At 38.6% G+C, this 16,482-nt stretch carries 13 protein-coding genes; 1 reads left to right on the forward strand and 12 read right to left on the reverse strand.

All coding sequences use genetic code 11. The features are described from left to right. The first annotated feature begins 27 nt into the window (after positions 1-27). Complete coding sequence (locus HCN_RS00555) at positions 28-753, forward strand: hypothetical protein (RefSeq protein ID WP_002956183.1); 726 nt, start codon at positions 28-30, stop codon at positions 751-753. An 11-nt stretch (positions 754-764) separates the two neighbouring features. Here HCN_RS00555 and HCN_RS00560 read toward each other — a convergent pair whose 3' ends face one another. The 12 genes from HCN_RS00560 to hemH all read right to left on the reverse strand — a co-directional run bounded on the left by HCN_RS00560 (position 765) and on the right by hemH (position 16,393). Then, positions 765-1,841, reverse strand: coding sequence for a hypothetical protein (locus HCN_RS00560; RefSeq protein WP_014666227.1), 1,077 nt, complete (start codon positions 1,839-1,841; stop codon positions 765-767). A 10-nt stretch (positions 1,842-1,851) separates the two neighbouring features. Then, a complete protein-coding gene (locus HCN_RS00565) occupies positions 1,852-4,098 on the reverse strand; it encodes an MBOAT family O-acyltransferase (protein ID WP_014666228.1) in 2,247 nt (748 codons plus the stop codon). Positions 4,099-4,246: 148 nt separating this feature from the next. Beyond that, entirely contained in the window at positions 4,247-4,522 is a 276-nt protein-coding gene (locus HCN_RS11815) for a hypothetical protein (protein WP_232501870.1), read from the reverse strand. Further along, positions 4,523-5,737 carry a malic enzyme-like NAD(P)-binding protein gene (locus tag HCN_RS00575; RefSeq protein ID WP_014666230.1) on the reverse strand — a complete coding sequence of 405 codons (1,215 nt, stop codon included), beginning with the start codon at positions 5,735-5,737 and terminating at the stop codon, positions 4,523-4,525. It lies immediately after the preceding gene. Positions 5,738-5,851: 114 nt separating this feature from the next. Beyond that, positions 5,852-6,565 carry a di-trans,poly-cis-decaprenylcistransferase gene (locus HCN_RS00580; RefSeq protein WP_014666231.1) on the reverse strand — a complete coding sequence of 238 codons (714 nt, stop codon included), beginning with the start codon at positions 6,563-6,565 and terminating at the stop codon, positions 5,852-5,854. Next, complete coding sequence (locus HCN_RS00585; protein WP_002956187.1) at positions 6,555-7,046, reverse strand: acyltransferase; 492 nt, start codon at positions 7,044-7,046, stop codon at positions 6,555-6,557. Before HCN_RS00585 ends, HCN_RS00580 begins: the two co-directional genes overlap by 11 nt. After that, positions 7,047-8,732 carry an N-6 DNA methylase gene (locus HCN_RS00590; RefSeq protein WP_014666232.1) on the reverse strand — a complete coding sequence of 562 codons (1,686 nt, stop codon included), beginning with the start codon at positions 8,730-8,732 and terminating at the stop codon, positions 7,047-7,049. A 38-nt stretch (positions 8,733-8,770) separates the two neighbouring features. Beyond that, complete coding sequence (locus HCN_RS00595; RefSeq protein ID WP_014666233.1) at positions 8,771-9,604, reverse strand: flagellar hook-basal body protein; 834 nt, start codon at positions 9,602-9,604, stop codon at positions 8,771-8,773. A gap of 239 nt (positions 9,605-9,843) precedes the next feature. Then, positions 9,844-11,889 carry a hypothetical protein gene (locus tag HCN_RS00600; protein ID WP_014666234.1) on the reverse strand — a complete coding sequence of 682 codons (2,046 nt, stop codon included), beginning with the start codon at positions 11,887-11,889 and terminating at the stop codon, positions 9,844-9,846. 102 nt (positions 11,890-11,991) lie between these two features. After that, positions 11,992-14,850, reverse strand: coding sequence for a cytochrome c biogenesis protein CcsA (gene ccsA / locus HCN_RS00605; RefSeq protein ID WP_014666235.1), 2,859 nt, complete (start codon positions 14,848-14,850; stop codon positions 11,992-11,994). Between the two features lie 33 nt (positions 14,851-14,883). Beyond that, positions 14,884-15,477, reverse strand: a complete 594-nt coding sequence (locus HCN_RS00610) for a SoxW family protein (protein WP_014666236.1) — start codon at positions 15,475-15,477, stop codon at positions 14,884-14,886. Further along, complete coding sequence (hemH, locus tag HCN_RS00615; protein ID WP_014666237.1) at positions 15,464-16,393, reverse strand: ferrochelatase; 930 nt, start codon at positions 16,391-16,393, stop codon at positions 15,464-15,466. The genes HCN_RS00610 and hemH overlap by 14 nt, the downstream gene beginning before the upstream one ends. Positions 16,394-16,482 lie beyond the last annotated feature (89 nt).

The raw sequence follows: 16,482 nt of genomic DNA on the forward strand, positions 1-16,482 counted from the left end.
AAGAAGTGTGAAAATAAGGGAGATTTTGTGAGAAAAGTTTGGTTTTGTATGTTTTGTTTATGCGTTTTTTTGGGTGAGATGAGTGCTTTGCCATTGCATAAGATAGAGGGTAAATGCGTTGAACCTAAGAAGTTTAATAAAAATCAAAAGCAAGTGATTTTAAAGGCATTCAAATATGGTGCAAAAAGTGGCTTTGGCTACACAATGGCGGCTATTGCGTGGAAGGAATCTTGTGCGGGGGAATATAGGGTAAATTTTGCTGACCCATCAGCGGGAATCTACCACGCGCATATCCCGGGCATTATCAAAAAGCATAAGCAAAAGGATTCTGCATTTATGCGGAATATGGTAGGAGAGCTGCTTATGCGAGATGATGAGTTTGCTTCACAAACCGCGTTAGAGGAGCTAGGCTATTGGCACAAGGTGCGGAGGGGGAATTGGTATGAGGTAATAAAGTCCTATAATAAGGGCTTTAGCTGGGAAAAGGACAGGGAGCGGGATAAAATGGCACAGGCGTATTTTGAAGATGTTGCAAAGCGAGTAAAGGAGCTGCAAACCTATATTCCAAAAGTGAGTTCAAGCACAGCACGCCTTGCTAAGAAGGATTATGCTTTGGAGTTTTTGAATAATGCCACACAAGGCGTGTTGAGCGAGAAAAATGCGATAATCAAAGATTCTGTGGCAGATTTTAGGCAAAATCACAAAAACACAAAAAGCAAGGATAGGGAAAAGTTTATCATCTTGGAGGAGTAGGTGCGTGTGAGCTATCTGCTGAAGCGAGATTCTATCTCGTGCATAGTTTTTAGAGACTGCTTGAGATTATCCTTTGTAATAAATATGCCAAAATCCTTTGGTATAGAATCTGCATTCCGCTGAAAAATCCTATTTAAGCTCAATATGTCAATATCAGGGATATGGTGAGTTTCTTCGTAGTAATTGTAGTCATTTGTAGTTATGCTATTAAGATAGCCAAAATGCCAAAATCCATTAGGGAAGCTCTCCGCCATTAGTAAAAGGATAGAATCTCTTACTTGTGGAGAAAAAAGTTTAATAGTGCTATGGTGCATAGGGGCTGTGTAGATAATGCAAATAATATGATGTTTTGCACATAGGGCGTTTATATTGTGGAGCGTTTGTTTTAGTAGGATAAGTGAGCGTTTGTTTATAGAATCTTGTGGTCTTACAGGAGGCTTATGGAAGCTTGGCTCATTTGCGACATAGGCTTGTGGATTCTGCTTTCTTTGTTTTTCGCGTATGGTGTAGCCCCAAATGCCTGTGTGTATGTCTTCAAATTGAGGCAGTTCGTCATAGTCTAAAATGACTTTAAATTTATCATAAACAGCTCTTGGAAGAAAATTAAAAAGATATGAAGCATAAAATTCATTTACACTTTTATGCGTTATCTCATAATGCCAAGTGCGTTGCATATCGTTTGCTGTGCGGTAATCAATGATATTTGCGGCGTGGTCTAGCCCAATTTGAATAATAGCGTATTTGATAGGATAGTCTTTTTCTATGAGATATTGCAAGAAGATTTCCGCATCAAGTGGATTAGCACTTGAAAACCAAGCATTGTAAAATTTAGAATCTGGCAAGTAGGATTCTGCTACTTTTGGCTCTATGAGGCCTATGCGTGAGCTACCGATAAGATAGGCATTAAAGTCATTATAATGTGTTTTTAGGTATTCAATTTTTTCATATCGTTGCACATGATGTATGCTTTTTGGTGCAAATTGATGGGTAAAAATTTCATAAGGATTAAATACATAATTAAATAAAGCATTGCAAGGAAATAAAATTGTAATCAGTAATGCGTATAGGCAGTATCGTTTATAGCTCATTGTTTGTCTCCTAAAAATTAAAATATAAAAATTCGGAGACATTATTGAGAGCATTGATTGAAAGTGCAAAAATTATCCAAAACCACACCACATAAAACCAATTTGGCTTAAAACGATTGAGCCACTCCACCCCATTCCTAAAGCCCAAACACACAATAAAAGCTCCTAGAATACACCCCCACACTTCATAGGAGCTATCAGTAATGGCATTTGCCCATATATCAAAACTTATGAAACTATTACTTATTTGAGAAATAAAAGGTAGGAACTTAAGCTTTATTAATATATTTTCCACCACAATAGGCAGCACCACCTCCCCACCAAACATTCCCTTTAACAGATTCACCGCCCCTTGCAGATTTTCAGCACGAAAAAATACCCAAGCAATATTGACAAAATTAAAGGTAATAAACCAGCACAGCACCGCATAGATTCTAGTTTTCATAAAGCGTGTATATACATTCTTAGAATCCAAACGCCCTGCTTTATCACTACAAGCACAATCTTTTACTTTAGAATCTAATCTCTTGTATAAGAGCATATAGATTCTATGCACCACCATTGCCAACCCGTGCAAACTCCCCCATATCACAAAGCCCCAGCCAGATCCGTGCCAGATTCCGCTTAAAAATGCCACGATAAAAAGATTTCTAAGTGTAAGGAGATTGTTTATAGTGGTATAGAATCTGCTTTGTTTATGAGCTAGATTTTGATTACCCCCTAATGGAATATATAAATACTCTTTTAAGAATCTCCCCAAAGTGATATGCCACTTTCTCCAAAATGTAGCGATATTTAATGCCTTATAGGGCGAATTAAAATTGATAGGTAACACAATGCCAAAAAGCAACCCCAAGCCTATCGCCATATCACAATAGCCACTAAAATCAAAATAGAGCTGAAAGGTATAGCTTAAGCTTGTAGCCCAAGATTCAAAAAGATTGAGAATGCTCCCACTCTCCACTGCACTAAATCCAGCATTCGCCCACTTTGCAAAGCTATCTGCAATGACTACTTTTTTAAATAAGCCAATGGAAAAGATGAAGAGTCCTTTAGCGATGTATCCCCAATTTATTATGCTAGGCGTTGTCTTTGTGCGAAAAAGCAGGGAGTTTGTGGTTTGCTGCGTCAATAGACTCCTAGTCTTATCTCCTTGCCAACCACTGCACAACCCTGCTTTTTCATCGCAAATACTTCCGCCTGTAAGTTGTTTAGATTCTAGACTTTGTGGAATCTTAGAATCTACTTTTCGCACTTGTTTTTCTTCTTCAAGGATTCTAGGAATTGCGGTGGGGCTGTGGGAGCTTTGCGGATTTTTGCAAAGGTTAGCGAACTTGGCGTTCGTGCCTTTGCGAAAATCCGCAACACTGTCGCATTGCCCACCCAAGACCGAATCCCCTCTATTCATCGCATAAAATTGTGGCATCATTTCTTTATGATGCACAATAGGTCCAGCGATGAGTTGTGGAAAAAATGTGATAAATAGGCAATAGTCTAAAAAATTGATATGTGGAATTTCTTTAAAAGATTCAGCTTTACTAGAATCTAGCATTGTCTTTTGATATTTTGCATTAGCAAAATCCATACAATCAATGTTGCACACTTTGCGTGTATTCCTGCTCTCGTCCGCTTCGTGGTGCATAAAATCGGATTCAAAGGGGGCAGTAGTGTCCCCCGCCGATTTTATGCTAGAAGCGGAAATGGCGAGGCTCTCCCCTTGATTGCAAAAAAGAAAAGCGGTCGCTTTGCTTTTTTGGGCTAAGGGGAGCGGAGAGGGGATAAACCTTTTTTCTTTTGCGGTGGTTGTAGATAAAGTAGTTTGCGTTAGAGAATGCTGAGATTCTCTATTGTTTTTTACATTAGATTCTAAGTCTTTAAATTCTTCCCTCTCTTTACTTTGCTTATAACAATCCACTAAAAACGCAATTTGTTGAAAGGTTACAAATGATAAGGCTAAAGGCAAAAGAATATGAGGCAATGGAATAGCAAAGTCTAAATGTAAAAGTTGCGTAAAAAGATTAAAATTTTCTAAGAAAAAGTCAGTATATTTAAATATACCAAGTAAGCAAAGATTAAAGATAATGCCAAGGGTTAAAAATGTTTTAGGAGAAAAGGTGCAAAAAGAAAATAAACCAAAGAAAGTAAAGTTGTGAGAAAGAGAATTTAACTTATCCCCCCCCCCCCCGTTAAAATCTACACTTATTTGCTCTCTCACATATAAACTTTTTAAAATACCTTTGGCTAAAAAATAATTCACAAGTATTGAGCCAAGTAATATGGGGAGATAAATAAGCTTCCAATACGCATAGAAAAATAAACTTAGCTACAACCAAAAAGCCTTTAGCAAGATTCATATAGTGTGTGGAGCTAATCTTTTAGAGGCTTGTGTGCTAGAATCTATGGCTTTAAAACTTTATCTCTTTAGATTCTAATGTTTTGGATTTTAATTCTTTAGATTCTAGCTTTTTAGATTTGCAATGAGAATCTTGCCCTTTAGATTCTAAACTCTTAGAATCTAAGTAATGAGATTGTGTTTGCTTAAGCATTTGCCTAGAATCTACTTGTTTAGATTCTATATATTCTTGTTCTGCTTGTCTTATGCTTAATGCCTTTAGGATATGAAACACAACCCAAACAATAGGCAAAAAGCAAAAGATAAAAAGATAGGAGTTGAAGAGCATTTAGATTCTTGCCACACCACTTGAGATTGCCGCATCTGCTACGGCTTTGCTTACTACTTCATCAAGTCGCTCATCAAAGGCTGAGGGGATTATGTATTCCTTGCCAAAGCTCACTTTTTGCTTTAAAAGTTCTTCAAGTTTTTGCGTGATTGGCTCTCGTGCAAGATTTGCTATCGCTCTAGCAGCGGCAAATTTCATCTCTTCATTAATCTTGCTTGCCCTCACTTTTAACGCACCTTTAAAAATATAAGGGAAACCTAGCACATTATTGATTTGGTTTGGAAAATCACTGCGTCCGGTGGCAACAATCGCATCAGGTCTTGCTTTTTTCACAACTTCTGGCATAATCTCGGGTGTGGGGTTGCTTAGAGCAAAGATAAGTGGAGATTCATTCATTCCCATAATGTCTTCTGCCTTTAATAAATCCCCTTTTGATAGCCCAAGCATCACATCTGCACCATTGAGTGCATCTCTATAAGAGTTATAATGTCCCTTACAAGCAAACTCCCTTTTTAACGCATTTAAATCAGTCCTATCCTCTGTAATCGCCCCTTTAGAATCAAACATCACAAGATTCTTAACCCCAAGGGCTTTATACATCTTAGCACAAGCCACTGCCGCTGCCCCTGCACCAAAGACAACGACTTTAATCTCTTCTACCTTCTTATTTACCAAGTGTAAAGCATTAATAATCGCTGCGGTTGAGATGATTGCTGTGCCGTGCTGATCATCGTGCATTACAGGAATATCAAGCTCTTCAATCAAACGCTTTTCAATCTCAAAGCATTCTGGAGCCTTAATATCTTCAAGGTTAATGCCCCCAAAAGTAGGGGAGATTGCCTTGACAACGCTCACAAACTTATCCACATCTTTTTCATTCACTTCAATATCAAAGGCATCAACTCCGGCAAAAGTTTTAAACAAAATCGCTTTGCCCTCCATTACAGGCTTACTTGCCATTGCCCCTATATCACCAAGCCCAAGCACCGCCGTGCCATTACTAATAACAGCTACAAGATTGCTTTTTGATGTGTAATCATACGCACTTAAAGGCTCGGCTTCTATTTGCTTACAAGGCACAGCAACACCGGGCGTGTAGGCAAGCCCTAGCTCATCAATGGAGCGTAAGCGTTTGCGTGGTTGCGTGGTAACTTTACCGCCGATGTGATAGGGAAGGGCTTTTGGGTAGGCTGCTTTGAGAGTTTGTAAATCCATAGGAGATCCTTTGGGAGAATGTCAATGTGAAAAGCAATTTTTAGCACTTTTTTACAAATAAAGCATAAAGTTTTACGATTTTTGAGTTTTTCTTTTAGAATCTTTATAATCCACTTACAATCCGCCAAAACGCCTTTGTCTTTGACTAAACTCGCTCAAAAGAGAATCTAGCTCATTAGCGGTGAAGTCTGGCCAAAGTGTAGGGGTGAAAAATAGCTCGGCGTAACTTGCCTGCCAAAGTAAAAAGTTTGAGATTCTTTTTTCCCCACCTGTGCGGATAAGCATATCTACATTGGGCAGTGTGGCGGTATCAAGGTTGGCATTAATAAGCTCTGTAACTTCCTGTGTGGTAAGCTTACTTAGCCTTTGAGCTTGGGAGTTGGCAAGTTTAAGAAAGGTGCGGGCAATTTCATTATGTGAGCCATAGTTTAGAGCTAGAATCTGCGTTAAATTTGTGTGATTTTGCGTTAAATGCTCTAACTCAAAAATGGCATTTTTAAGTGGCGTACTAAAGGCGTCAATGTCGCCAATGACGCGGAATCTAATATTGTTTTTGATATAAGTTGTCCTTTCTTCTTTAAGATATTTTTCTAAAAGCTTCATAAGATAGTCTATCTCCATTTTTGGACGCTTCCAATTCTCTGTGGAAAAGGCATAGAGTGTGAGAAATGGAATCTTTTGGTTGGCACACCATTGCGTGATTTCCTGCACAACTTTTGCACCCTCTTTATGTCCTTGCGTGCGTTTTTTGCCCTGCTGTTTTGCCCAACGCCCATTGCCGTCCATTATAATGGCGATATGTTGGGGCAGGGCATTATTAAGATTCATTATTTTGTCCTTTTGCTGTATTTTCTTGTGGGAGTTTGCGGAGTAAGGAGGCGGGATTGCCCGCATAGATTCCACTTTGTGTAATAGAGCGTGTAACAACTGCTCCTGCCCCAATTACCACATTATCACAAATATTTACAGGTAAAATCGTGGCATTTGAGCCAATGCTGACATTATTGCCAATGCGTGTGCCTTCCCACAAATCTTTGCTTTGAGCGGGGAAGCCTTCAGTAAATCTGTCATTTATAAACATTACCCCGTGCCCTATAAAGCAATCCTGCCCTATCTCTACAAGTGAGCAAATAAAGCTATGCGATTGAATCCGCGTTCTCCTGCCGATTTTAACTTGGCTTTGAATCTCACAAAATGGTCCAACAAACACATCATCTTCTAGTGTGCAGTCATACAAATTGCTAGGGTTAACAACCTTGACATTTTTACCATAGCTTACATTTTTAAGCCCGGAGTGTAGAATCCGCATTTAGTCCCTTAGCTTTTGGAGTTGAGATTCTATCTCCCTTAATTGCAAGGCGTAGTCTTGAATCTTAGCAAAAGTCTTTTGACTATTTTGTGTGAAATTACGCGGAATGGGGAGATTCTCTAAATCATTTGGGTTAAGCACACCAAGTCGCTCATCAATGTTACCTAGAGCCTTTTGCCCTTTATGCGAAAAAAGATAGCAATAAATCCCTATGGCAATATCCGTGTTTGGGGAGCGAAGCACGACTATGCCTGCATTTGCCACGATAATGTGCCTTTTAGCTTCAGGGCTAAGAATGGTAAATTTTGGCGTATTGCCACGCAAAGAAATAGCTATATCATAGGGCTTTAAAGCATATTTTTTAATCTTAGTTTTATCGCCCTTAAAGCGTTGAGTGGAAAACTCATCGCAAAATCCAAACTCCGCAAAATCTGCTACACCCAAATCAAAAAAGGTGATTTTTTCATCTTTTGGACTGCCATAGACACGCTGTCCGCGGAAAATGCTTACTTGCAAGTCTTTAAGATATAAGCTATCTGCCACTTCTTGCTTTGGCTTATGCAGATAATATCCCACGCTTAAATCGTGTGGATTAATCTGCTTTAGGGGCGTTAGAGTAGAATGCTCACTTGTAGCTTTGTGCTTATAAAGGGCAAGGAGTGAGCTAAGATTGATAAGGCGGTTATACTTGCCATCTTTGCGGTAGAAATGCGGCGTGTTGGCATTGATATGCAAAATAGAATCATTATTTTGTGAAAGCACAATGATTGAAAAATCGTGTGCTTGGTGGGGAAAGATATTTTTGGGCAGCTCAATTATGGCTTCAATCAGCCTATCTTCACAAAGCTTTTCACGCAAACGCCCTTCAAGCGAGGACTTAAGCAAGGTTTGTGTGCGGAGAATAAACACACCTTTATCTTTGAGATGAGAAAGGGAGTGGATAAGGAAAAGCAATTCTGGGTAGGTTTTAATGAGTGTTTCATAAGAAGAAAAGCGTTCATCTTCTTTGAGAAATTGTGTGCCTATGTGGCTATCAAGAGGGGGATTGCAAATGATTTTATCAAACTTGTGATGTTTAAATTGTGCATTTGTGAGAATATTATTCAACACAAGATGTTGGGAGCTAAGATTTAGAATCTTGCAAGTAATTTTAGCGATTTTTGCCAAGGTAGATTCTAGCTCCTCGCCATAAAGTTCTACATTCTTAGCGTGATTGCAAATGGCAAAAAACAAGCTCCCCATACCATAGCAGGGATTATACACGCTCTCTGTCTCTTTAATATCTAAGATTCCTACAAGCAGTTCATTAATTTCTAGTGGTGTAGAGTAGGAAAAAAGTTTGTGGGTTGTCTTTTTTTGCGTAATGATATGTAAAAACTCTTCAATAACGCTATTTGTGATGGTTTGTGTATGAATGACTTTGAGAATCTTTAGAAGATTCGCATTTGGATTAAGAGGGGTGTAAAGCTCTGCTCCAAAGGCTTCTTGCAGGGCTTGAGAGAAAGATTCATAAATGGGTTTGCGTTTATTAGTAAGAAGGATAAGAGATTCTATAAATGAGGCAGAGTGGCGTTTCAGCCAAAAAAGCTCAAGCATAACCGCGATAGAATCTAGCATATCAGTGTGATAGCGTTTGATGTATTCAAAACAATTTAGCAACTCTTTTGATGCGTGAGAATCTGGCATATACACTCCTAGGTGGTGTGAAAATATATTTTTAGAATCTAAGCACGCACAGCAAGTTTTGTAATAGCTTCGGTATTAAGATCGTCCATATGGCTTTTCATTACTTTAGAATACATATCTACAAGGCGATTTGTCTCTATGAGAGAACTCATCTCCAGCACAGCATTGACATTGCTTTTTTCTAAAAATCCTTGTGCAATCATAGCACTATTTTGCATAATATCGCGTTCATCTAGTCTATCTTGTGGATATTCATAAAGATTTTTGCCAGCTTTTTTAAGATAACGCGGATTTTCAAAGCCCACAACGGCTAATGCCCCGATGTTGATTTGCTCCGCAATAGCGTCATTATTGATATTTCGCAAATAGAGATTGCCATTGTTGTCGCTCTCTAAGTACATTCCTGTGGGGATAATAATACCTTCTTGTGAATCTAGCCCATCACGACTTAGCACAAGGTGTCCATCTTTATTGACTAAGTGTCCATCATTGTCTATATTAAAGTTACCATCGCGTGTGTAGCGGATACCATCGGGTGTTTTAATCACAAAAAAGGCATTATCCCTTTGCAGGGCAAAATCAAGCGGATTGTCCGTTTGGGCTAGGCTGCCTACACTTCTATCGGTATATTCTTCACTGATAATTGGCACACGATTCATCGTGCGGTTAAGAAACTTAGCGGCTTTGCGTGTGTGATCTTCAATAGGGAGTTGTTCTTTGTGTGTTTCAAACAATCGCAAATAATCGCCAATGACCACATCATCGCGTTTGAATCCTGTGGTGTTGAGATTAGCAAGGTTATTTGAGATGAGATCAAGCCTATTGAATTGCGTTACCATACCGCCGGTGGTGTTGTAATATCCACTTTGCATACTTTAGCCTTTTATAGAGAATCTAAAGTAAAAAAGCAAAAGATATTCCGTAATTTATTTAGGCTCTTTTATCGGTTTTTGGCATTTAGGTGGTATGTATTTTTTGAAAAAGAAAATACATACAACTTATAGTAAAAGAGATAAGAAAAGCAGACATAAAAGCCTTGAAAAATCGCTTATACTTCATCTTATTGTCCCATTTGTGTGGTTATCACTTTTAAGTTTGCCCCCTTAGAATCTTATTTGAAAAGATTATTTAAAAGCTTTCCTGCACCCTCTTTTATCTTATCATCTTTTATATATTTATCTATGGCTTGTTCTGCTCCCTTGCTTAGAGCCTTACTCGCTTCAGCTTTAATCAAATCACTCGCATCAATGCTAAGACTTGGCGAGGCGAGATTATCCCTTGCTTTAAGATAAATGTATTTATCTTTGATTTGGAATTTTATATCTGCATTAATCTTGCCCTTTTCTGTATCAATACTCGCTTCCTGTGCGTAAATAGCGGTATTACTGCTTTTTAGCCCAATGTCTGTGGTAATAAGCTTTTTGTCAATGGTGGCATTAAGTCCGGCATCTTCGTATGCTTCTTTTGTAATATCCGTTTTAAGGTATTTTTCTGCGAGTTGTGTAATTTCATTTGGCATAAGCTTACCATTGCTTAAAACCGCTTTGAGTGTGCCTTTTTCCGTAAGCGTGTCATAGTTAAAATCCCCATTCATACTTGAGCTAAACACCGGCTTAAGTTGAGCAATACTAAAAAGCTTGAGTGTATTGACATCTTTGAGCGAGGCAAAAAGTTTATTATTATCAAGCTTTGCATCAATGCTTCCACCAAGGGATTGTGTGCTAAAGTCCGCATAAAGCGTGTCTTTAAGCTTTGCTGTGCCTTGAGCTTTAAAATCCCCTGCGAGTTCCATACCCGTAAGGAATTTAAGCTTTTTAAGATTTGGGATGGTGGCAACATAGGGGATAACAAAGCTAGAATCTTTAAGGTTGATTTGGGTTTTAGCAAGATTAAGATTGGCAATATCTGAATCTAGCTTTGAGTTTGCCTCGCCTATGCCTTGTTTTAGCACCACGCCTGAAGTGAGATTGAATTTCGTATTTGGCATATCAAGGTCAAATTCCTTTTTCATCACCGCATTATTTGTTGTGCCTGTAAGCGTAAGATCTGTCTTTGTGCTTATACCTTTATCAAGCTCACTTACAACCGCGTTGAGATTTAATCTCATATCTGCATATCGTGGCATATAAATCATCCAAAGCAATGTATCAAGCTTTAAATTACTCACTTGTGCTTTAATAGTATCTGGGGCTAGGTTTTTTAGCAGGGCTTCATAGCTTGTGTTTGAACTTGCGATGTTTGAGCTACCTTTAATCTCTAAAGATTCCATTCCACCTTTCACTTCGCCCTTTGTATTAAAACTCCCGCGTATAGGCATACCCACAAGTGGTGTAAAAGCGGATAAATCGCTCAAATCTACTGCATAGCTTGTATTTGTGCTAAGGGTTTTAAGGAGCGTTTGTCCGCTTGAGTGGATATTGCCAATATTGCCATTGAAGCTAAAGTCGTGATTAAGTTTATCCATATCAAAAAGGGCATTAAGTGTAGTTACAAAAGTCGTCTTTGGCACATCTATATCAAAATCTTTTTTAATCAGTGTGCTATCCACCAAGCCTTGAGCGATTTGCAACAAGGTATTGCCATTAAAGTTCATATTTTGATCGCCTTTAATGTCCGCTTCAAGGCTAAGTGAGCCACTCGCGTAAGGCTTTATCCCAGCCATTGCAAGAAATTCTTTAATCTGTGCGTCTTTAATGTTTGCCAAAATGGCCGTAGGTGTAAAATCCTGCAAGGTAACGCGAATATCAGTAAAAGACTTTGCAATATCACTTGTAGTATTGACTTCAAGATGTTTGAGTGATCCTTTTGCCGTTGTATTAATCACAAATGAGCCTTGCAGCGGTGTATCTACAAGTTCACCTAGCACGGCAATATCTCGTGCATCAACTTTGAGGGCTAAATCAAGCGTTTGAGAAAAGAGTGAAAAATCCCCACCAAGTGTGATGATGATAGTATCGTTATGTGCGATTTTAAGCTCAACACTTGAGATTCCAAGCGAGAAAGTTTCAAGCTCAAGTTTGATAGGTGCGTATTTATCAATCTGCCCTTGAATAATAGGCTTAAGCAAAGCATTGCCCGGTGGTGTGAAAAGCACACAAAAAATAAGCACAAATAAAGCTAGGATAATCCCCAAAATCCAAAGGACAATTTTTTTCATACACACCTCCTAAGACATAATTTACAAAGTGCGGATTCTACAATGAATTTGATAAGCTTTTGCTTTGTGAATAATCCAAAGTAGAATCTTTAAGCTCCGTGTTTATATCTTTGGCATTTCAAGCTTTCTATTTCTACTTGCCACAAGGATAAACACAAAGATTCCAACCACCATAATCTTTACCCACAATGGCACAGGCATAGCCTCTCCTGCAGCATAGCTATGCATTCCAGTGAGATAGAAATTCACCCCAAAATAAGTCATTAACACAGAGAAGAATCCAACCACAGAGCTACTCGCAAAGACAAAGGGCAGATTTGTTTTTACCACAAATCTTAAGTGCAAAATAATCGCATACACGCCAATGCTGATTAACGCCCAAGTCTCTTTAGAATCCCAGCCCCAATATCGCCCCCACGATTCATTAGCCCAAATACCCCCTAGGAAATTCCCCACAGTGAGTAAAAATAGCCCTAAAATCATTGCCATTTCATTTAAAGCACTTAGCGATAAAATAGAGCTATCAATGCGTTCTTTGGTGTTGTTTTTCTGCGTAAATTTATCACTCCTTAACACAAACATAAATAGCGTAATAAGCCCTAGCATAAAGCATAATCCTAAGAATCCATAACTTGCAGTGATAACAGAGACGTGGATATTAAGCCAATAGGATTTTAAAACCGGCACGAGATTGCCAATTTGTGGATCCATAAAGCCAAGATGAGCCACAAAAAGCGTGATTCCAGCCATAAAGCTAGACGCACTCAAAGCCAGATTAGAATGCCTAAAAAACACCACACCCGAAGTAATCGCCGCCCACGCAATATAGAGCATAGATTCATAAGCATTACTCCACGGAGCGTGCTCGCTCACATACCACCGCAATGCCAAGCCACAAGTATGTAACACAAAAAGCAGGAATAAAAGTGTATAAAAGATTTTATGCACTCTAGGTTTGAGCGGAGCATTTTTAAGAATGGAATACAGCACGATGAAAAACAGCACAATGCTAAGGATTAAATAGGGATATGTGAGCTGATGAAAGGGATTGTAAGTGTTTAGCCAAATTTCAGAATCTATTTTCGCATCGCTAATAAGCGTTGCTCCGCCATTTTCTTTTTGGATTCTATCAATCTCTTCTAGGGCTTTATGAGCTTCTTGCCAATTATTAGAATCTAGCCCCATTTGCATACCCTCTGCAAAGCCTTTATACACCTGCATAAGAGCCTTAGCCTTTTGCATATTGCCTTCTGCCACAGCCGAGCTAATGGCTTCAAGTGGGTAGAGCCATTGATTGTTTGGGGTTTTGCTATCAGGGAATATTCTAAGCACCTGACCAGTATAGATTAAAAACGCATAGTTAATTTTCTCATCTACACTGATGACATCTTTTTCAAATGTATCACGCAAGGCGGGGTTTTTAAGATTTGCTGCTTCTACATAGTTTTGGAGGATATACTGCCCCTTTGGACTAAAGACATCAATATAAGCAATATATTTTTGATTTTCATCTAGCCCTAGAATCTGCCTAAGCTTAGGCGATTTGGTCGCTATCATTTGGATAGTTTGCCACTCTTGTGGATAGAAAATCATACCTAAGAAAATTTGCGTAGGATTTAAATCTAAAAATGTGCTTTTTTGCGTGAGTTTATGGATATATTCATCAGCTAGAGTGTGAATGGGCTTTGTGCGTCCGCCAAAATCTTGGACTAGAATCTTGTCAAACTGCTTTGCTAGATTTGAAGCATTTTTGAGCGATCGTATCATCGTAGGAATGTCTTGTAGATTCTCATTTTGGGCTTGTTTGGGAGTAAAGCTAGAATCTAGGCTAGAATCTTGTGTTGCTATCTCATCAGCATTTGAAGCATTAGGCAGGGCATAAGTGTGCGTTGGCAAAGTAAAAAAGCTAAAGGCACAAAATAGGGCAATCGATAAAAATTGCTGTGTTTTTAAGAATCTCCCTAGGCTTAAAAAGCGTCCATTTTTATCAAAAAGCAGCCATAAAACGCCAAGGATAAGCATTGTATAGCCTATGTAAGTGGGCGTTTTGCCCGGGTCGTTATTCACCGATAGAATAGAGCCTTTTTCATCTGGGTGATAGGAGCTTTGGAAAAAGCGATAGCCACCATAATCAAGGATATTATTCATAAAGATTCTAAATGGGAATGGCGGTTTGTCTTTTTCAAGCACTTCTACTTGTGAAGCATAGGAAGCTGGGGAGCTTGAGCCCGGATAACGCTCAAGCTCAAAGCTTGTAAGCTTAAGTGAAAAAGGCAGGGCAATAGCATCTGTCCCCCACGCAAGGAGAATGGTATAGTCATCTTCGCGTAGCAAGGTAATGCTTTCTTTGCTAGGGGTGCTATCCCCATCACGCAGGATAAGCGTTTCAAAATCTTTATCTAAAAACTTAATATCGGCTTGTAAAACATAGCGTCCCATAGGGGAATCTTCCCTGCTTAGACTGCCTGTGGTAATTTCTAAAGGTTTATCAAAAAAGCTAAAGGTTTGCTTAATGGGGCGGTTAATCTTATCATCAATGTAGGTTGGGATTCTAATATGCTCTACTTCGCCTTGGGGATTTTTCACTTGTATAAAGATGTAATGTGTGTTTGTAGTGATAGTATTAGCACTCTCCCCTTCTCGCAAACTCATAAGTCCCTCAAATCCATAATACCGTGTGATACCAGCTCCTATGATGATGACAATAAATGAGCTGTGTAAAAGCAGTGAAGCGTATTTCTTTCTCTGCCACGCTTTTGAAGTGATAAAACAGCCAATAAGGCAAAGAGCAAGCCAAAGATGTAAAATCTCAAACCAAAAAGCATCATATACCCAAAATCGCGCCGCAAGTGTGCCATCAAACTTTTCAATAAAGGTTGCAATACCACAAGCAGTGGCGTATAAAGCGATAAGTAATAAAACCATTTTCATAGAACAAAAAAGTGTTTTAAGAAGTTGCATATTTGCTCCTTATATGTAATAAAATCTTGGAATTTATAGAATCTTATTTATCTCACTTGCCACTTGCGTTTGGTCCTTATCCTGCCATTGTTTGCTTTGCATATATTGCAGGATTTTTAATATAGAATCTGCATTCATATAGCCGGGCAATTCAAAAATACTCTCTCCCTTAGGATTCAAAAATATAAGTGTAGGTGTAGGACGCATAGGAGATTTGACATAAGATTCCATAAGGGCAGTGGTGCTTAACTCCTTTTTAGAATCTATAAAATTTAGGTTATGGATTTTGGTGTAGCTGACATTAATGTAATAGGGGATAAAATGGCTTTTTAAATGGCTTTTTATCTCGCTATTTGCTTTTATATCATCTTTAATCTTATCGCAATATATGCAGTTATTTTTCCCAAAGATTAAAAGCGTAGTTTTATCTTCTTGTGTGGAGATGTTTTTTGTGTCTAAAAATATATCTTCTAGCCCCGCATAGCTTTGTTTATCAAGGCTTTCAGCGTGTTCTATGGCAGCAGCATTATTGCCCTGTGAGATTTTGACTTCATTATCATCACTGCAACCCAAAAGAGTAAATACACAAATGAATCCACAGAGTATAGAGAATCTAGTTTTTTTCATCACTCGCTCCTTGTATGATTTCAATAATGGTGTTAGCAAAGCTTACATCAGCATTAAAGCAATCACACACACGATAATCTTTTATGCCTAGATTCTGTGCGTGATTGGCATAGAGAATCTTAAGCTCATAGTCTGTTTCGGAATTATCAAGCGTGAAAGAAAGCGGAAAGATAATAAGCTTTTCATTTTTAAAATGCGTAATAGCATCTTTTGTGCTAGGCTCTAGCCACTTCATTTTGCCGACTTTAGACTGGTAGCTAAGGGCGATTTTTTTAAATATAATGCCTTGTTGTTGCAGGGCAGATTCTAGGGCAGCTTTGTTTTCTTCACATTGCTTTTGATAAGGATCACCTTGTTCTATGCGAGATTGTGGCAGGGAATGGGCAGAGAGTAAAAGCACAAAATCCTTAGAATCTTCACCCTTTAGGGCTTGTTTGATTTTTTCCACAATACAGGCAATATATGAAGGGTGCGTGTGATAATGTGAGACTTCAAGGAGCTTTGGGCTAAAATTTAGGGATTGTAAAGCATTTTTAGCATCAAGCAAAGAAGAGTGAATGGTTGCGGTGCAAAACTGCGGATACAGACTAAAAAGCACCAAAGATTGTATATTTTGGCGTTTTAGCTCATCTAAAACGCCATAGGCAAAAGGTGGGGTGTAACGCATAGCAAAAGTATAAAGTCGTTTAGAATCTAGGGCATTGAGCGTTTTTACAAGATTTGCGGTGTGTTCTAGCAGAGGGGATTTACCACCGATAGCTTGATAATTTTTTTTTGTATCTTCTAGGCGTTTGTGAGTGATGAAACTAGCCAACATTTTACGCCCAAAGTTATTTTGAATGCCTAAAATGAGCGGATCATTAAACATATTTTTTAAAAAACTCTCCACTTCAAATAGACTGCTCGGTGCGCCCATATTGAGTAATACAACAGCTTGAGATTTGATGAAATATCCTTTGAAACTTTAGGTTAAAAATTTTTAGTGATAATAAACTATTAAAGTTA

Source organism: Helicobacter cinaedi PAGU611 (assembly GCF_000284635.1).
Classification (GTDB): Bacteria; Campylobacterota; Campylobacteria; order Campylobacterales; family Helicobacteraceae; genus Helicobacter_C; species Helicobacter_C cinaedi.